Source organism: Pseudomonas sp. AU12215 (assembly GCF_001675465.2).
Lineage (GTDB): Bacteria > Pseudomonadota > Gammaproteobacteria > Pseudomonadales > Pseudomonadaceae > Pseudomonas > Pseudomonas nitroreducens.
In genome coordinates this window covers 92,507-108,555 of record NZ_MACM02000174.1, presented here as the reverse complement: position 1 = coordinate 108,555, position 16,049 = coordinate 92,507, and the positions used below count along the sequence as shown (strand labels likewise).

Sequence of the window (16,049 nt, the reverse complement as noted above, 5' to 3'; positions counted from 1 at the left end):
CCAGTCAGATGGATTTGCCGATGTCGACGGAGCTGACGCGGGTCAGCTCCACGCCATCCACCACCATTTTCCACTGGCTGCCATCCCGATAAGGCGGCTTCGACACCTTGAAATGGGTATCGAGGAACCCGACACCCACGGTAAACCCATCGGCGTCATAGCTCTTGATCGGCGCCTCGATGGAGCGCGAGCTGCCACCCGAAAGGCGCTTGTAGGCAACACGCCCATCCGCCGTGATGAGCAAGCTCATTTGGGCCGAGCGCCAATCCCCGACGTACGACTTGTGATCCTGAGGCACCGGCTCGCCACAGGCCACCAGCCAAAACGCCAGGCTCAGCGCCGCGATTTTCTTCCACATGCCTCCCCTCCTTTTCATGGGTGCGCCGCGCCGAGGGAGTGCAAGACATCCATCGCGGGGCTGACTTGGCGTTACTATCGCAGCTTGTCCGCCCCCATTGCTCAATGATGACCATACTCTCCCCGTTCAAACCCGCCTGGTGGCTACCCGGCCCGCACCTGCAGACTCTGTATGGCTCGCTCCTGCGCCAGCTGCCCAGCCTCCAGCGCACCCGCGAGCGCCTGTGGCTGGAAGACGGCGACTTCATCGACCTCGACTGGCACGGCCCGCACGAGGCGGATGCGCCGCTGGTGCTGGCGCTGCATGGGCTGACCGGCTCGTCGTCCTCGCATTACATCCTCGGCCTGCAGCAACAACTCGCCGCGCAGGGCTGGGCCAGCGTGGCGCTGAACTGGCGCGGCTGCTCGGGGGAATCGAACCTGTTGCCGCGTGGTTATCACTCCGGCGTCAGCGAGGATCTCGCCTCGGTAGTCGCCCATGTTCGTGCCAAGCGGCCGATGGCGCCGCTCTATGCGGTGGGTTACTCGCTGGGCGGCAATGTGCTGCTCAAGTACCTGGGCGAATCCTCGGATAGCTGCCCGCTGAAAGGCGCGGTCGCGGTGTCGGTGCCGTTCCGCCTCGACCAGTGTGCGGATCGCATCGGCATCGGCTTCTCCAAGGTCTACCAGGCGCACTTCATGCGCGAACTGGTGGCCTACTTGCAGACCAAGCGCCAGGCCTTCGCCGCCGGCGGCCACGCGGAAAACCTCGCTGCGCTCGAGCGCCTCGGCCCGCTGGACGGCATGCGCACCTTCTGGGACTTCGACGACCGGGTGACCGCGCCGCTGCACGGTTTCGCCGATGTACACGATTACTACCGGCGCGCCTCCAGCCGCTATTACCTGGGCGGCATCCGGGTGCCGACGCTGGTCATCCAGTCCAGCGACGACCCGTTCATCCATGCCGACAGCGTGCCGCAGCCGGACGAGCTTTCCGCGTCGACGCAACTGGAGCTGCTGGCCCACGGCGGCCACGTCGGGTTCATCGGCGGCTCCCCCGCGCGCCCGGACTATTACCTGGAGCGCCGCATCCCGCAGTGGCTGCGCGAACGACGCGAAGCCTGACTGCGCTGGATCAGCCCAGCAGAACGGGAATGAGGCAGACTGAAACTGCACCAGGAAGGAAACGCCAGAAAGGAGCGCCGCCATGCACGACACGCCGCTGACGATCCTGCACAACCCGGCACTGAGCGACGCCCAGTGCGCCGGTATTGCCTCGCTGTACCGCGCCGTGGGCTGGGGCTCCCCCGGCAGCACCGCGGAACTGCGCGATCTCTATGAATTCTCCAGCTACTTCCTGCTGGCCCTGGACGGCGACCAGGTCCTCGGTCTGCTGCGTGCGGAAAGCGAGACGGCGCAGACCACCTGGCTGGCGGAGATCGCCGTGCTGCCAGGCTTCCAGTCGCGCGGGATAGGCCTGGCGCTGATGGCGCGCTTCCTCGCCGACCACCCGAACCGCACGCTCTACACGGACGCCACCGAGGGTGTGGAAGAGTTTTTCCTGCGCCATGGCATCGCCCTGCGCCGACCTCGGGTACCGGGGCCGCGCAAGATCGACGCCTGAACGAAACTCAGTCTTCCAGAGGCACGTACAACCGGTCGAACACCGCCGCCACCGCCTCGCGGAACGCCGGCGAGATGTGGCCGCTTTCCAGCGCCAGCACCTGGTAGATGCCGCGACGCATCAGCGCTTCGCTGAGGTCGCTGGCCACCTCGCGGGTGGTGCACAGGTAGCGCACCCAGGAGGTGAGGATGATCCAGGCGTTCAGGGTCAGCGCTTCGAGCTGCGGTTCGTCCATCTGCAGGATGCCGGCGTCGACGAAGCCTCGGTAGATCGCCTTGGCGTTGTCCATGGCGCGACGGGCAAAGGTGCGGTAGGCAGCGGCCAGCTCCGGGTCGGAGTCCAGCAGGTGCTCCAGGTCGCGGTGCAGGAAGCGGTAGTGCCACATCGCGGCGAGCAGCGCCTCGAGGTAGAAGGTCTTGTCCTCCACCGTCAGTGCGCGGCCCTCGGGCAGATGCAGGAACTGGTCGACGTGGCGTTCGTACTCGGCGAACAGCTGGGCGATGATCACCTGCTTGTTGCGGTAGTGGTAGTAAAGGTTGCCCGGCGAGATGCCCAGGTGCGCGGCGATGTGGTTGGTGGTGACGCTGCGCTCGCCCTGGGCGTTGAACAGCTCCAGGCTGGCCTGGGCGATGCGGTCACGGGTATTGATGCGTGGTGCCATTCGCGAAACTCATCGAAGCGGATTGCAGGGTCGTTTTGCCCGGTGCGGTGGACGCCAAAGGTACACCGATTGCTACCGCGTAACACCCAAGGCGGCCCGCCCAACTTTTCGTTGGCTGGGTCTGATGGCGCGAAAACGGCATGCTGATTGACACTCTAGAGCAATTGCTCTAAAAAACCAGCGACAGTATAAAAACGCGAAGCATCCGAGATTCCTGTGTGAATCCCCGGAGAGCTTCCCCACCCGCTTCCGCCCAGGAGCCCGTCATGGTTGCCGATATCGCCTACCTGCAGCAGACCCAGCAGCAGATCAGCCAGCTGGAAACCCTTCTCGAACGCCAGCGCCAGGCCTATCGCGCGAACCCGATGCCGGACGCCGGCCAGCGCATCCAGTGGCTGAAGAGCCTCGCCAACCTGCTGGTGACCGAGCAGAAGGCGATCATCGACGCCATCAACGCCGACTTCAGCAACCGTTCCGCCGACGAAACCCTGCTCGCCGAAGTGCTGCCCAGCCTGCACGGCGTGCACTACGCCACCAAACGCGTGAGAAAGTGGATGAAGCCCTCGCGCCGCAGCGTGGGCATGCAGTTCATGCCGGCCTCGGCCAAGGTCATCTACCAGCCGCTGGGCGTAGTGGGCGTGATCGTGCCGTGGAACTACCCGCTGTTCCTCGCCATCGGCCCGCTGACCGGGGCGCTGGCCGCCGGCAACCGGGTGATGATCAAGATGAGCGAATCCACCCCGGAATCCGCCCGCGTGCTGAAGGATCTGCTGGCCAAGGTCTTCCCCGAGGACCTGGTCGCCGTGGTGCAGGGCGAAGTGGATGTCGGCGTCGCCTTCTCCAAGCTGCCTTTCGACCACCTGCTGTTCACCGGTGCCACCAGCGTCGGCAAGCACGTGATGCGCGCCGCCGCCGAGAATCTCACCCCGGTGACCCTGGAACTGGGCGGCAAGTCGCCGGCCATCGTCTCGGCCAGCGTGCCGATGAAGGACGCCGCCGAGCGCATCGCCTTCGGCAAGTCGCTCAACGCCGGGCAGACCTGCGTGGCACCGGACTACGTGCTGGTGCCGCAGAACCGCGTCGACGAGTTCGTCGAGAGCTACCGCCAGGTGGTCCAGGGCTTCTTCCCGACACTGGAAAACAACCCGGACTACACCGCGATCATCAACGAGCGCCAGCTGTCGCGCCTGAACGGCTACCTCGCCGACGCCAAGGCGCGCGGCGCCACCGTCATCCCGTTGTTCCCGCAGGCCCAGGGCCGCCGCCTGCCGCAGGCGCTGGTGCTGAACGTGACCGACGAGATGAAGATCATGCAGGAAGAGATCTTCGGCCCGCTGCTGCCGGTGATCCCCTACCAGTCCCTCGACCAGGCGCTCAGCTACGTCAACGAGCGCGATCGGCCGCTGGCCCTGTATTTCTTCGGCTATGACAAGCGCGAGCAGGACCACGTACTGGCGCAGACCCACTCCGGCGGCGTGTGCCTCAACGACACCCTGCTGCACGTCGCCCAGGACGACATGCCCTTCGGCGGCGTCGGCCCCTCCGGCATGGGCCACTACCACGGCCACGAAGGCTTCCTGACCTTCTCCAAGGCCAAGGGCGTATTCAGCAAGCCGCGCTTCAACGCTGCGCGGGTGATCTACCCACCCTACGGTAAATCGCTGCAGAAGCTGGTCTACAAGCTGTTCATTCGCTGACCGGCACCCTCCAAGACACAGGTGAAAAAACAAGAATGACAGACACCTCCCTGAGCGCGCCGGGACTCTCCCGGCGCGGCGTGCTCAAGATCGGCCTGCTGGGCGGGGCCTTCCTCGCCACGGCGGGCGTTACCGCCAGCCTCAGCGGCTGCTCCGCCAGCACTCCGGCCAATGGCTTTGCCGTGCTGCGCGATTCCGACCTGCCGTTCCTGCGCGCGCTGGTCCCGGTGATGCTGGCCGGCGCCGTGCCCGCCGAGCGCATGGCCGAGGCGGTCAAAGGCACCCTCCAGAGCCTGGACAACAACCTCAACCACCTCTCCCCGGAAATGCTCAAGCTCACCGTGCAGCTGTTCGACGTGCTCGCCCTGCCGATCACCCGCGGGCCGCTCACCGGCATCTGGGGCAGCTGGGACAACGCCAGCGCGCAGGATGTGCAGAACTTCCTGAACCGCTGGCAGAACAGCTTCATCTCCCTGCTGAAGATGGGCCACAGCTCGCTGCTGCAACTGGTGATGATGGCCTGGTACAGCCGCCCGGAATCCTGGGGCCACTGCGGCTACCCCGGCCCGCCGAAAATCTGATTTCGCCAGAACAACAAGAATTCGCCTGAGAGATTTCCGATGCCCGTACCCGATCTGTTCGCCGAGGGCCTGGCCCGCGGCTGGAAAGTCCACAACGGCTCGCGCCTGGACAAGGACCTGACCCTGGAGGCCGACGTGGTGATCGTCGGCACCGGCGCCGGCGGCGGCACCACTGCCGAAACCCTCAGCGCCGCCGGCTACAAGGTGCTGCTGGTGGAAGAAGGCCCGCTCAAGACCAGCAGCGACTTCAAGATGCAGGAAGCCGACGCCTACCCGAACCTGTACCAGGAAGGCATCGGCCGGATGAGCAAGGACGGCGCCATCACCATCCTCCAGGGCCGCGCCGTGGGCGGCACCACCCTGGTCAACTGGACGTCCAGCTTCCGCACCCCCGAGCCGACCCTGGAACACTGGGCCAAGGAACACGGCGTGAAGGGCCACAGCGTCGCCGAAATGGCGCCCTGGTTCGAGAAGATGGAACAGCGCCTGGGCGTCGCGCCCTGGATCATGCCGCCCAACGCCAACAACGACGTGATCCGCAACGGCTGCGAGAAGCTCGGCCTGCACTGGAAGGTCATCCCGCGCAACGTCCGCGGCTGCTGGAACATCGGCTACTGCGGCATGGGCTGCCCGACCAATGCCAAGCAATCGATGCTGGTCACCACCATTCCGGCCACCCTGGAGAAAGGCGGCGAACTGCTGTTCCTCGCCCGCGCCGACCGCCTGCTGCTCGACGGCAACAAGGTCAGCGGCCTGGAATGCTCGGCCATGGACGAGCGCTGCGTCGCCCCCACCGGCCGCAAGATCACCATCAAGGCGCGTCACTACGTACTCTCCGGCGGCGGCATCAATACCCCGGCGATCCTCCTGCGCTCCAAGGCGCCGGACCCGAACGGCCGCGTCGGCCAGCGCACCTTCCTGCACACGGTGAACTTCAGCGCCGCCCTGTTCGACGAAGTGATCAACCCGTTCTACGGCGCACCGCAGTCGATCTATTCCGACCACTTCCAATGGGACGACGGCGCCACCGGACGCATGTCCTACAAGCTGGAAGTACCGCCGCTGCAACCGGCGCTCAGCGCCACCCTGCTCGGCCGCTTCGGCGAAGACAATGCGCTGCGCATGGAGCAGTTGCCGCACACCAACGTGATCCTCGCGCTGATGCGCGACGGCTTCCATCCGGACAGCGCAGTGGGCTCGGTCAGCCTGCGCGGTGACGATACCCCGGTGCTCGACTACCAGATGACCGATTACACCTGGGACGGTATCCGCCGCGCCTTCCACACCATGGCCGACATCCAGTTTGCCGCCGGCGCCAAGGCCGTGCTGCCGCTGCACGCCGACGCCGGCTACGTGAAGACTGCCAAGGAAGCACACGAGCTGATCGACAGCCTGAGCCTGGAGCTGTACCGCACCCGCCTGGGCAGTGCCCACGTGATGGGCGGCTGCGCCATGGGCGAGGACCCGAAGCAGTCGGTGTGCGACAGCCTCGGCCGCCACCACCAGCTGGAGAACCTGTCGATCCACGATGGCTCGCTGTTCCCCACCAGCATCGGCGCCAACCCGCAGCTCTCGGTCTACGGCCTCACCGCGCAACTGGCCGACGCCCTGGCCAAGCGGCTGGGTTGACGCTCCCTGCGCAATTGCTCTTCGTAGGAGCGAGCTAGCTCGCTCCTACATGGTTTGCCGCGCAAAAATCCGCGCACGGGCTCTGGCACGGGGCTTGTGCGTGACTCATGGGTCTCTCGCCGCCAATCTCAGGTAGTCCGCTCACAGAAGCACTACCAAGGTCGCTTGGCCCCACGGACATGCTGCGTTACCATCCGCCCGCTATTGCACCCGCCTGCCAACAAGAGCCGACCAGGACGCCGCGATGAATCGAGTGTTGTACCCGGGTACCTTCGACCCCATCACCAAAGGCCATGCCGATCTGGTCGAACGCGCCTCGCGACTGTTCGACCAGGTGATCATTGCCGTCGCCGCCAGCCCCAAGAAGAATCCCCTGTTCCCGCTGGAACAGCGCGTCGAGCTGGCCCGCCAGGTCACCTCGCACCTGCCCAATGTAGAAGTCGTCGGCTTCTCCACGCTGCTCGCGCATTTCGCCAAGGAGCAGAATGCGAACATCCTGCTGCGCGGCCTGCGCGCGGTGTCGGATTTCGAGTACGAGTTCCAGCTGGCCAACATGAACCGCCAGCTCGCACCCGACCTGGAAAGCATGTTCCTCACGCCGTCGGAGAAGTACTCCTTCATCTCCTCCACCCTGGTGCGCGAGATCGCGGCCCTGGGCGGCGACATCACCAAATTCGTCCATCCCGCGGTGGCCAGCGCCCTGGCCGAGCGCTTCAAGCGCTGATCCGCACGCCGCCAAGGAAGGCGGTTTCCGTCAGTTGACTCCCTGACTGCGTGCACTGCGCGCGCCGATACGGCACAATTTCATCCTTGTTGCTACCGATCGCCATGGCAGCCGCCCTGGTTGGAGTTGTATCGATGTCCCTGAAAATCACTGACGATTGCATCAACTGCGACGTCTGCGAACCCGAGTGCCCCAATGCTGCGATCTCCCAGGGCGAGGAGATCTACGTCATCGACCCGAACCTGTGCACCGAATGCGTCGGCCACTATGACGAGCCGCAGTGCCAGCAGGTCTGCCCGGTCGACTGCATTCCCCTCGACGAAACCCATGTCGAGAGCAAGGAAGAGCTGATGGAGAAGTACAAGAAGCTCACCGGCAAGGCCTGACTTCGCGCGATTCGACACTTTTTCATTGAGTTCTCACAAACCTGCGGCGCCGTGGATTGTCTATCCTCCACCTTCGCCCCATTTGGTTTTCCAGCCGGCAATGCCGGCGGTTCGTGAGATGCCATGTCCTCGTTGAACTCCCGCTCCCGCGCCTCCCTGCTCGGCTTCTGCAGCCTGCTGCTGCTCAGCTTCGCGCTGCACGCCGCGGAACACCCGGCCCAGGCCAGCGTCGCCACGGCGCATCCGTCCGCCACTGTCGCGGGCCTTGAAACACTCGCCGACGGCGGCAACGCCTTCGACGCCGCCGTGGCCATCGCCGCCGCGCTGGCGGTGGCCGAACCCTACGGCTCAGGCCTGGGCGGCGGCGGTTTCTTCCTGCTGCGCAAGGCCGGCAGCCCGCCGACCTACCATTTCATCGACGCCCGCGAGCGCGCGCCACTGGCCGCTCACGCGCGGATGTACGAGCGCAACGGCAAGGTCGATCCGCAGCTGTCGCTCAACGGCCCTCTGGCCGCCGGCATCCCCGGCCTGCCCGCCGCCCTGGCGGACATCACCAGCCGCTACGGCCGCAAGACCCTGGCGAACAACCTGGTGCCGGCGATCCGCCTGGCCACCGATGGCGTGTCCATCGACCGTGTCTACATCGACCGCGCCTCCTGGCGTCTCGACGCGATGCGCCAGGACCGTGAGACCGCACGCATTTTCCTCGACCAGGGCAACCTGCCCGAGGAATACAGCCTGATGCGCCAGCCGCAACTGGCCAACACCCTGGAGAAACTCGCGCGCTATGGTCGCATCGGCTTCTACGAAGGCGAGACCGCGCAGAAGCTGGTGGAAGGCGTGCGCGCCGCCGGTGGCGTGTGGAGCCTGGAGGACCTCGCCAGCTACCGCACCGTCGAGCGCCAGGCGCTGCGCTACCCGCTGGCCGACGGCAAGGAACTGATCAGCGCCCCGCCGCCCTCCGCCGGTGGCGTCGCCCTCGCGCAGAGCCTGGGCATGCTGCAGCAGCTGCCCTGGCAGAAGGCCGAACCCGTGCAGCGCGTCCACTACGTCGTCGAAGCCCTGCGCCGCGCCTACCGCGACCGTGGCCTGCTGGGCGACCCGGACCGCGTCGCCAACCCGGTCAACCAACTGCTCGCACCGGATTACCTGAAGCGCCTGGCCGCCGGCATCGATCCGCAACGCGCCACGCCCAGCTCTTCGCTGCCACCCGCGCCCGCCTGGCGCGAGGGCGATCACACCACCCACTTCGTGGTAATGGACGCCGACGGCAACGCCGTTGCTGCCACGCTGTCGGTCAACCTGCCCTTCGGCGCGGCCTTCACCGTGCCCGGCACCGGCGTGCTGCTCAATGACGAGATGGACGACTTCGCCACCGACGTCAGCGGCGCCAACGCCTACCAGTTGGCCGGCAGCCAGGCCAACGCGGTGGCCGCCGGCAAGCGCCCGCTGTCGAGCATGAGCCCGAGCTTCATCGAAAGCCCCACCGAGCTGGCCGCCTTCGGCACGCCCGGCGGCAGCCGAATTCCCAGCATGGTGTTGCTGGCGATGCTCGATTACCTGGACGGCAAGCCGGTGCAGCGCTGGGTGTCTTCGCCGCGCTACCACCACCAGTTCCTACCGGACGTGATCGAGCACGAACCACGCGCCTTCAGCGCTGCCGAAGCGGCCGACCTGCAGCGCCGTGGCTACACGCTCAAGGATGTGGGTCGCGCCTATGGCAACCAGCAGGTCCTGCTGTGGAACAAGAAGTCCGGCGAGGTGCAGTCCGCCAGCGATCCGCGCGGCATCGGCCTGGCCACCGAACTGGCGGCACCGCTGCGCTGACCAGGGATTCCTCAGGGCAGGATGAGGCCGGGCGCTTCGGCCTCGCCCGGCTCGAACAGGCCATGTTCGGTGCCCAGTTGCAGCACATTGCGCAGGCTCTGGATGATGCGGCTGACGTAGCCCAGATCGTTCATCAGCGAGCTCATCTGCAGGCCATCCAGCTCGTGCCGGCGCACCGCAGCGAACAGACGCTGGCGGAAGGCACCGTCGAATTCGGCGGCGCTTTCGTCGAGCAGCTGCAGGCGTGCCGCCAGCGCCTCTTGCGGTAGATCGCCGCCAATCAGCGAACCCAGCGCACGTACTTCCCGCAGCATCGAGATCAGATGCCGGCGCAGCTCGACATAGGTATCGCGCAGCACCGAAGGCTCGCCCTGCAGAGCCTGCCCCAGGTTCTTCTGCAGATGCTTGGCGTCCTTCACGGCATCCACCAGCTGTAGCGCCACCACCTGGCAGGACAGCCAGAAGCGCTGGTGTTCCTCGTCCAGAGGGACTTCGAGGCGCCCCATGAAGCTCAGCAGATCGCCATAAACTCCCTTGATATGGCGCTGGTAGAGCACTTCCGCGCCCAGCGCATGGCGGTCGGGCGCCGCGCGCAGTTCGTTCTCGTCGATGCGCGGCTGGCTGAGCATGTCCACCGGCAGGTAGAGCGCGTGGCAGATCACCTCGATGCTCAACCGACCGAGGTGTCGCAACTCCTGGAGTACCGCGCTGGCAGCGGCATCGGCGGAATCCAGCGCGCGCTCGTTGAGGTAGCGCGCATGGGTGCGCTCGATGCTCGGCATGGCCGGCGCCATGTCGGTGATCAGCACGGCCGGCTCCTCCACTTCCGGCAACCAGCGCACCAGGGCATTGGCCAACGCGCCCTGCAATGGCCAGAACAACGCCACGCCCATGCCATTGAACAGCGTATGGAACAGCGCCAGCTGGATCATCGGGTTGTCCGCCAGGCCCAGCGGCGTCACCAGCCAGTGCACCAGCCAGGTCAAGGGCGACAACAGCAGGAAGGCCAGCACCCCGGTCACGACATTGAACAGTACATGGGCCAGCGCCAGCCGCTGCCCGCTGCGATTGCCGCCCAGGGAGCCGACGAAGGCCGTGGTGACGCTGCTGCCGACGTTCGAGCCGATGGCGATGGCCAGGCTCTGGCCCAGCTCCAGTTGCCCGCCGGCCAGGGCTGCCAGGGTCAGCATCAGCGTGGCGTGGCTGGATTGCAGGACCACGGTGATGAGCAGGCCGAAGGTCACGAACAGCAGTGCGCCGAGCATGCCTTCGGCACGCAGCTCGCTCATGTCCATGGCATCGCCGAAGCTCTGGAAGCCTTCCTTGATCTGGTCGATGCCCAGGAAGATGAAGGCGATCCCCAGCAGGATGCGCCCGGCGGCCTTGCTCTTGGCGCCGTTGAAACCCAGCAGGATGCCGAACACCAGCAATGGCAGCGCCAGCGGACTCAGGCTGAGATTCTGCCCGGCCAGTGCCAGCAGCCAGATACCGCTGGTGGCGCCCAGGTTGGCGCCGAACAGGATCGCGATTCCCCCCGCCAGCTGGATCAGCCCGGTGCTGATGAAGGCGATGGTGAGCAGCGAAACCAGCGTCGAGGACTGCAGCAGGAAGGTGCCGAAGAGGCCGAACAACAGGCTCTTGCCACGCGTCGCGGTGCTCTTTTCCAGCCAGCGCTCGAGTTGGCTGCCGGCAAGATCGCGCAGCCCTTCTTCCAGGCACTGCATGCCGAACAGGAACAGCGCCAGGCCCGCTCCCAACTGCAGCAGGCCGGCACTGGACCAGAAGGTGTAGCCCAGGACTATAGCGACCAGCAGCAGAAGCAGCGGACGCAGGTGCTTCTTCAGGCCGCTCAGGTTCATGGTCTACCCACAGGACTCACCCGGCAAGCCGGGCCGGCGAGGCGGCCAAGCCGCCCCGGAACGGGACGACGGATCAGTCTTTCTTGTAGCCGCTGGTGGTGCAGCCCAGGCAGCGCACGAAGGCGGCCTTGCCCGGATCGACGACCAGCGCCTGGCCAGCTTCCTTGATATTGCCGCCGGCAGCGCTGAATGGCAGGGTCACTACGAAAGCAGCGGTGCCCACCACGGTGGCGGCGATCAGCAGCGGACGAGCGAAAATCAGGTCGCCCATCATCGCGTAGGCCGGCGGGGCCTCTACGGTGTAGGTCGGGTCGCCACTGACGTTGCTCACCGCGTCCTGAGCAACGGCCGGCAGCACCGAGAATGCGCAGGTCAGTGCCATTGCAGTGGCGGTGGTGCGGAACAGGTTCATGGAAGGAAGTCCTTTTTTGTTTAGTTGGGCAGGCAGACTGCCATAACTATAACAGCGCTCCATGACTTGTCGCGTGACAGCCTTCAATCACCGAAGAATGCGTATTCAGGCTTTTTCGGTACGAATGGCCGGTAAAAGGCCTGCATCCGCCGAAGGTCCCCTGACTCGTCGCCGGTGGGCCAGAAAGGTTCGCCGATCACGATGCGCCGGCCGGGATAATCCAGCGCCGCCAGGACGATGGGGACACCCGCGCCACGGGCGATGTGGTAGAAGCCCATTTTCCAGCGCTCGACCTTCCGCCGCGTACCCTCCGGGGAGAGGATCAGCATCATCTCGCGGTTGTCGCGGAAGGCCTGGATTGCCTGGTCCACCGTATTCAGCTTGAGGTGGCGCTGGATCGGGATGCCGCCCCAGCGGCGCATCAGTGCGCCGAAGGGCGCGCGGAAGAGGGTGTGCTTGCCGAACCAGCGGGCGTTCAGGCGCAGCACGAACTTGACCGCGAGAAACAACACGAAATCCCAGTTGGAGGTGTGGTGCGCGCCGATCACCACGAACTTGTCGAGTGGCGGCAGCGCGCCTTCGATACGCCAGCCGGCCACGCGCAGCATGCTGTGGCCGAGTGCCTCGGCGAATGGGTTGCGGGGCAGATAGTTACCGGACATGAATCACCTGTAGCCCCTTCGTCGGGGGCCATTGTTGTTATGGCAGAAGGTGGAGTGGCAGATCGGGACGGCAGCTTAACGGCGGCCCCGCGGCCTCAGCGTTGGCAGCGCGGACAGTAGACGCTGGCGCGCTGGCCGAGGCGCACTTCGCGCAGGGTCGAGCCGCAGACCTTGCAGGGTTCGCCACCGCGCCCGTAGGCGAAGAGTTCCTGCTGGAAGTAGCCGGGCTGGCCGTCGCCGCCGACGAAATCGCGCAGCGTGGTACCGCCGCGCTCGATGGCAATGGCAAGGATTCGCTTGATCTCCTGGGCAAGCTTCACGTAGCGCGCCCGCGAGATGGTCCCCGCCTCGCGGCGCGGGTCGATGCCGGCGGCGAACAGCGCCTCGGTGGCGTAGATGTTGCCCACCCCGACCACCACAGCGTTGTCCATGATGAAGGGCTTCACCGCCATGCTGCGGTTGCGCGACAGCTGGAACAGTCGCTCGCCTTCGAAGGCGTCGGTCAGCGGCTCCGGGCCCAGGTGGCGCAGCAGTTCATGTTCCAGCGGCGTCAGACTCCAGAGCAGCGCACCGAAGCGGCGCGGGTCGGTGTAGCGCAGCGCCATGCCTGATTCCAGCTCGATATCCACATGCTCGTGGCGCGCTGCCGGCGTGCCGCACTCCACCAGGCGCAGGCTGCCGGACATACCCAGGTGGCTAATCAGCGTGCCCACTTCGGCATTGAGCAAGAGGTACTTGGCACGCCGCTCCACCTGCACGATGCGCTGCCCGGACAGACGTACGTCGAGGTCCTCGGGAATCGGCCAGCGCAAACGACGCTCACGGACGACCACGCGGCTGACGCGCTGGCCTTCGAGATGGGGCGCTATGCCCCGGCGGGTGGTTTCGACTTCAGGTAATTCGGGCATGGATCACTACTGCGTAGGAGCTTTTCTGTAGGTTCAGTCCAGCGCGCGGGCCAGCTGGATCAGATCGTCGCGCCATTCGGCCGCCTTGGGCAGCGCCAGGAAGGACTCGTTGAGAAAACCTTCCCGCGCCTCGTAGGTAAAAGGCTCGCCCTTGGTATCCAGCACCTCGCCGCCGGCGCCTTCCAGCACCCCCTGGGCGGCTGCCGTGTCCCACTGGCTGGTTGGCGCCAGGCGCGGGTAGCAGTCCGCCGAGCCTTCGGCGAGCAGGCAGAACTTCAGCGAACTGCCGATGTTGGCCAGGTTCAGGTCGCCAAAGCGCTGCGCGAGGCCGGACAGCAGGCTTTCCTGCTGCGGGCTGGAATGGCGCTTGCTGGCCACCACAGTAAAGACATCTTCCGGGCTGCTGCGTACCTCGATGGCCTCGGGCTCGCCGCCACGCTCTTCGCGCCAGGCGCCAAGGCCGGTACCACCGTAGTAGCAGCGGCCGCTGGCGGGGATACCGACTACGCCGAAGATCACGCGCCCGTGCTCGATGAGCGCGACGTTGACGGTGAATTCGTCACTGCCGGAAATGAACTCCTTGGTGCCGTCCAGCGGGTCCACCAGCCACCAGCGGCTCCACTGGGCCCGTTGCTCCAGGGGAATGTCGCAATCCTCCTCGGACAACACCGGCACATCCGGCGCCAGCGCGCGCAGGCCGTCGGCCAGCAGGCGGTGGGCGGCCAGGTCGGCGGCGGTCACCGGCGATTCGTCGGACTTGCTCTGGACATCCAGGTCGCCCTGCCAGAACGGCAGGATCACATCGCCCGCCTTGTGCACCAGGTCGATCACGGCAGGTAGGAAGGCATTCATCACGGTTGGAACTCCCCTCGTTGGGTCAACAGGTCGCGCACCAGGTAGAGCGCGGCCAGGGCACGCCCTTCACTGAACTGGGCATTCTGCGCGAGGCTGGAGAGCTCGCGCAGGCTGATCCTGTCCACGCCCATGGGCTCGGGTTCGTCGCCGGGCAGCGATTCTTCGTAGAGGTCACGGGCGAGCACCACCTGGATGCGCTGACTCATGTAGCCGGGCGACAGGGACAGCTCGGTGATGTATTCCAGCTGACGGGCGCCGTAACCGGCCTCTTCCTTCAGCTCGCGGTTGGCGGCATCGAGGATGTCCTCACCCGGCTCCACCAGGCCCTTGGGCAACGAAAGCTGGTATTCGTCGACCCCGGCGCAATACTCCTCCACCAGCACGGCGTGCTCGCCGTCGAGCATGGCGATCACCATCACAGCACCGTAGCCCTGCCCCTTGCCAACCAGGCGCTCGTAGGTCCGTTCGACGCCATTGGAGAAGCGCAACTGCAGCTCCTCGACGGCGAAAAGCCGGCTTCTGGCAACGATCTCTCGAGCGAGGACCGTGGGTTTCTGACGCATGGGGCGACTCCTGGGGGTGGCCGGGTCGGCTATGATAACCCGCCTTTTCCGATTCTCCGTGTCAGATATCGCGCTGATTCCGTCCATCGGCGGCGCAATTGCGACACCCTTTTGCGAAAGCCCAGCATGCCACGCCTGCCCTGGAACCAGATCGATACCGTCCTGCTCGACATGGACGGCACCCTGCTCGATCTGCATTTCGACAACCACTTCTGGCTCGAACACCTGCCGCAACGGTACGCCGAGCACCACGGCATCAGCCGCGCCCAGGCCGATGCCGAACTGCTGCCGCTGTTCCGTGACAACGCCGGGCTGCTCAACTGGTATTGCCTGGACTTCTGGAGCCGCGAGCTCAAGCTGTCGATCATGGACCTCAAGCGCGAGGTCGCCCACCTGATCGCACTGCGTCCGGACGCCGATTTCTTCCTTGCGCAACTGCGCGAGCACGGCAGGCGCGCGGTGCTGATCACCAATGCGCACCGCGATTCGCTGTCGCTGAAGATGCAACGAGTGGAGCTGGCGCCCTGGCTCGATCGGTTGATCAGCTCCCATGACTACGGCTTCCCCAAGGAAGACCAGCAGTTCTGGCAGGCACTGCGTGCGGACGTCGACTTCGACCCGGCGCGCAGCCTTTTCATCGACGACAGCCTGCCGATCCTGCGCGCGGCGCGGACCTTCGGCATCGGCCATCTGCTTGCGGTACGCCAGCCCGACAGCCGCCAGGGGCCGAAGGACACCGAGGAATTCGCTGCCCAGGAAGACTACCGGGCACTGCTCGAAGGCTTGTGAGGGGCGCAGAAACAACGAGCCCGGCACTGGGCCGGGCTCGGGGACATCACTCCGGAATCCGCAGCACCTGGCCGGGATAGATCTTGTCCGGATGACTGAGCATCGGCTTGTTCGCCTCGAAAATCTTGTTGTAGAGGTTGGCGTTGCCGTACTCCGCCTTGGCGATGGCGCTGAGCGTATCGCCCTTCTTCACGGTGACGAAACGCGCCTCGCCAGCCGGCGTAGCGACGGTGATGTGGTCTTCCACGCCCGACACGCCCGCGACGTTGCCCAGCGCCAGCAGGATCTTCTCCTTCTCTTCCTGGCTGGCCACTTCACCGGTGGCGATCACCTTGTCACCTTCGACGCTGACCTGGATGTTCGGGTTGCCCAGGCCCACCTTGGCGATGTGGTCCTTGAGCGATTCGGCGGCCTGCGCCTCCTGGCCCACGATGCTTTCCCACAGCTTCTCGCCGGCTTCCTTCACGAACGCAAAAATGCCCATTTCCAACCTCCCTACGGTTACAGTGACAGGCGGCCGGCATTGGGCAGACCGC

At 65.7% G+C, this 16,049-nt stretch carries 18 protein-coding genes; 9 read left to right on the top strand and 9 right to left on the bottom strand.

The window, feature by feature from the left end:
• Positions 1-4 precede the first annotated feature (4 nt).
• Positions 5-358 carry a hypothetical protein gene (locus A9513_RS29050; RefSeq protein ID WP_065086233.1) on the bottom strand — a complete coding sequence of 118 codons (354 nt, stop codon included), beginning with the start codon at positions 356-358 and terminating at the stop codon, positions 5-7.
• Between the two features lie 107 nt (positions 359-465).
• On the opposite strand from A9513_RS29050, the gene A9513_RS29045 reads away from it, so the two are divergent.
• A complete protein-coding gene (locus tag A9513_RS29045) occupies positions 466-1,461 on the top strand; it encodes a hydrolase (RefSeq protein ID WP_176707299.1) in 996 nt (331 codons plus the stop codon).
• Between the two features lie 82 nt (positions 1,462-1,543).
• Positions 1,544-1,960, top strand: coding sequence for a GNAT family N-acetyltransferase (locus A9513_RS29040; protein WP_037008099.1), 417 nt, complete (start codon positions 1,544-1,546; stop codon positions 1,958-1,960).
• 7 nt (positions 1,961-1,967) lie between these two features.
• Here A9513_RS29040 and A9513_RS29035 read toward each other — a convergent pair whose 3' ends face one another.
• The gene (locus tag A9513_RS29035) at positions 1,968-2,621 is read right to left on the bottom strand and encodes a TetR/AcrR family transcriptional regulator (RefSeq protein ID WP_024767431.1); all 654 of its coding nucleotides are present in this window, start codon (positions 2,619-2,621) and stop codon (positions 1,968-1,970) included.
• Positions 2,622-2,887: 266 nt separating this feature from the next.
• Here A9513_RS29035 and A9513_RS29030 point away from each other — a divergent pair, with 266 nt between their 5' ends.
• From A9513_RS29030 to A9513_RS29005, 6 genes are all read left to right on the top strand, one after another.
• Positions 2,888-4,318 (top strand): coniferyl aldehyde dehydrogenase, encoded by a 1,431-nt coding sequence (locus tag A9513_RS29030; RefSeq protein ID WP_065086232.1) that lies wholly within the window; start codon positions 2,888-2,890, stop codon positions 4,316-4,318.
• Positions 4,319-4,353: 35 nt separating this feature from the next.
• A complete protein-coding gene (locus A9513_RS29025) occupies positions 4,354-4,899 on the top strand; it encodes a twin-arginine translocation pathway signal protein (RefSeq protein ID WP_065086231.1) in 546 nt (181 codons plus the stop codon).
• A 39-nt stretch (positions 4,900-4,938) separates the two neighbouring features.
• Positions 4,939-6,528, top strand: a complete 1,590-nt coding sequence (locus A9513_RS29020) for a GMC family oxidoreductase (protein WP_024767000.1) — start codon at positions 4,939-4,941, stop codon at positions 6,526-6,528.
• 244 nt (positions 6,529-6,772) lie between these two features.
• Positions 6,773-7,252: a pantetheine-phosphate adenylyltransferase gene (gene coaD, locus A9513_RS29015; RefSeq protein ID WP_024767001.1), complete on the top strand. Its 480-nt coding sequence runs from the start codon at positions 6,773-6,775 to the stop codon at positions 7,250-7,252.
• A gap of 134 nt (positions 7,253-7,386) precedes the next feature.
• The gene (locus tag A9513_RS29010; RefSeq protein WP_024767002.1) at positions 7,387-7,638 is read left to right on the top strand and encodes a YfhL family 4Fe-4S dicluster ferredoxin; all 252 of its coding nucleotides are present in this window, start codon (positions 7,387-7,389) and stop codon (positions 7,636-7,638) included.
• A gap of 123 nt (positions 7,639-7,761) precedes the next feature.
• Positions 7,762-9,465, top strand: coding sequence for a gamma-glutamyltransferase family protein (locus A9513_RS29005; RefSeq protein ID WP_038803492.1), 1,704 nt, complete (start codon positions 7,762-7,764; stop codon positions 9,463-9,465).
• Between the two features lie 11 nt (positions 9,466-9,476).
• Here the strand turns inward: A9513_RS29005 and A9513_RS29000 are convergent, their stop codons facing one another.
• From A9513_RS29000 to nudE, 6 genes are all read right to left on the bottom strand, one after another.
• The gene (locus A9513_RS29000) at positions 9,477-11,324 is read right to left on the bottom strand and encodes a Na/Pi cotransporter family protein (protein ID WP_065086230.1); all 1,848 of its coding nucleotides are present in this window, start codon (positions 11,322-11,324) and stop codon (positions 9,477-9,479) included.
• Between the two features lie 73 nt (positions 11,325-11,397).
• Positions 11,398-11,736 carry a hypothetical protein gene (locus A9513_RS28995; protein WP_024767004.1) on the bottom strand — a complete coding sequence of 113 codons (339 nt, stop codon included), beginning with the start codon at positions 11,734-11,736 and terminating at the stop codon, positions 11,398-11,400.
• Between the two features lie 83 nt (positions 11,737-11,819).
• On the bottom strand, positions 11,820-12,398 hold the full coding sequence (locus tag A9513_RS28990; protein ID WP_024767005.1) for a lysophospholipid acyltransferase family protein: 579 nt from the start codon (positions 12,396-12,398) through the stop codon (positions 11,820-11,822).
• 95 nt (positions 12,399-12,493) lie between these two features.
• Positions 12,494-13,306, bottom strand: coding sequence for a bifunctional DNA-formamidopyrimidine glycosylase/DNA-(apurinic or apyrimidinic site) lyase (gene mutM, locus A9513_RS28985; protein WP_054907793.1), 813 nt, complete (start codon positions 13,304-13,306; stop codon positions 12,494-12,496).
• A 33-nt stretch (positions 13,307-13,339) separates the two neighbouring features.
• Positions 13,340-14,158, bottom strand: coding sequence for a 3'(2'),5'-bisphosphate nucleotidase CysQ (gene cysQ / locus A9513_RS28980; protein ID WP_141678545.1), 819 nt, complete (start codon positions 14,156-14,158; stop codon positions 13,340-13,342).
• Positions 14,158-14,724 carry an ADP compounds hydrolase NudE gene (gene nudE, locus A9513_RS28975; protein ID WP_037015903.1) on the bottom strand — a complete coding sequence of 189 codons (567 nt, stop codon included), beginning with the start codon at positions 14,722-14,724 and terminating at the stop codon, positions 14,158-14,160. The genes cysQ and nudE overlap by 1 nt, the downstream gene beginning before the upstream one ends.
• Positions 14,725-14,850: 126 nt before the next feature.
• Here nudE and yrfG point away from each other — a divergent pair, with 126 nt between their 5' ends.
• Entirely contained in the window at positions 14,851-15,513 is a 663-nt protein-coding gene (yrfG, locus tag A9513_RS28970) for a GMP/IMP nucleotidase (RefSeq protein WP_065086229.1), read from the top strand.
• 46 nt (positions 15,514-15,559) lie between these two features.
• Here the strand turns inward: yrfG and lysM are convergent, their stop codons facing one another.
• Positions 15,560-15,997 carry a peptidoglycan-binding protein LysM gene (gene lysM, locus A9513_RS28965; protein ID WP_065086228.1) on the bottom strand — a complete coding sequence of 146 codons (438 nt, stop codon included), beginning with the start codon at positions 15,995-15,997 and terminating at the stop codon, positions 15,560-15,562.
• Positions 15,998-16,049 lie beyond the last annotated feature (52 nt).

Excerpts from the sequence above, each read along its gene's own strand:
- A9513_RS29050 (WP_065086233.1), bottom strand. The coding sequence starts at position 358 with ATGTGGAAGAAAATCGCGGCGCTGAGCCTGGCGTTTTGGCTGGTGGCC.
- A9513_RS29045 (WP_176707299.1), top strand. The coding sequence starts at position 466 with ATGACCATACTCTCCCCGTTCAAACCCGCCTGGTGGCTACCCGGCCCG.
- A9513_RS29040 (WP_037008099.1), top strand. The coding sequence starts at position 1,544 with ATGCACGACACGCCGCTGACGATCCTGCACAACCCGGCACTGAGCGAC.
- A9513_RS29035 (WP_024767431.1), bottom strand. The coding sequence starts at position 2,621 with ATGGCACCACGCATCAATACCCGTGACCGCATCGCCCAGGCCAGCCTG.
- A9513_RS29030 (WP_065086232.1), top strand. The coding sequence starts at position 2,888 with ATGGTTGCCGATATCGCCTACCTGCAGCAGACCCAGCAGCAGATCAGC.
- A9513_RS29025 (WP_065086231.1), top strand. The coding sequence starts at position 4,354 with ATGACAGACACCTCCCTGAGCGCGCCGGGACTCTCCCGGCGCGGCGTG.
- A9513_RS29020 (WP_024767000.1), top strand. The coding sequence starts at position 4,939 with ATGCCCGTACCCGATCTGTTCGCCGAGGGCCTGGCCCGCGGCTGGAAA.
- coaD (WP_024767001.1), top strand. The coding sequence starts at position 6,773 with ATGAATCGAGTGTTGTACCCGGGTACCTTCGACCCCATCACCAAAGGC.
- A9513_RS29010 (WP_024767002.1), top strand. The coding sequence starts at position 7,387 with ATGTCCCTGAAAATCACTGACGATTGCATCAACTGCGACGTCTGCGAA.
- A9513_RS29005 (WP_038803492.1), top strand. The coding sequence starts at position 7,762 with ATGTCCTCGTTGAACTCCCGCTCCCGCGCCTCCCTGCTCGGCTTCTGC.
- A9513_RS29000 (WP_065086230.1), bottom strand. The coding sequence starts at position 11,324 with ATGAACCTGAGCGGCCTGAAGAAGCACCTGCGTCCGCTGCTTCTGCTG.
- A9513_RS28995 (WP_024767004.1), bottom strand. The coding sequence starts at position 11,736 with ATGAACCTGTTCCGCACCACCGCCACTGCAATGGCACTGACCTGCGCA.
- A9513_RS28990 (WP_024767005.1), bottom strand. The coding sequence starts at position 12,398 with ATGTCCGGTAACTATCTGCCCCGCAACCCATTCGCCGAGGCACTCGGC.
- mutM (WP_054907793.1), bottom strand. The coding sequence starts at position 13,306 with ATGCCCGAATTACCTGAAGTCGAAACCACCCGCCGGGGCATAGCGCCC.
- cysQ (WP_141678545.1), bottom strand. The coding sequence starts at position 14,158 with ATGAATGCCTTCCTACCTGCCGTGATCGACCTGGTGCACAAGGCGGGC.
- nudE (WP_037015903.1), bottom strand. The coding sequence starts at position 14,724 with ATGCGTCAGAAACCCACGGTCCTCGCTCGAGAGATCGTTGCCAGAAGC.
- yrfG (WP_065086229.1), top strand. The coding sequence starts at position 14,851 with ATGCCACGCCTGCCCTGGAACCAGATCGATACCGTCCTGCTCGACATG.
- lysM (WP_065086228.1), bottom strand. The coding sequence starts at position 15,997 with ATGGGCATTTTTGCGTTCGTGAAGGAAGCCGGCGAGAAGCTGTGGGAA.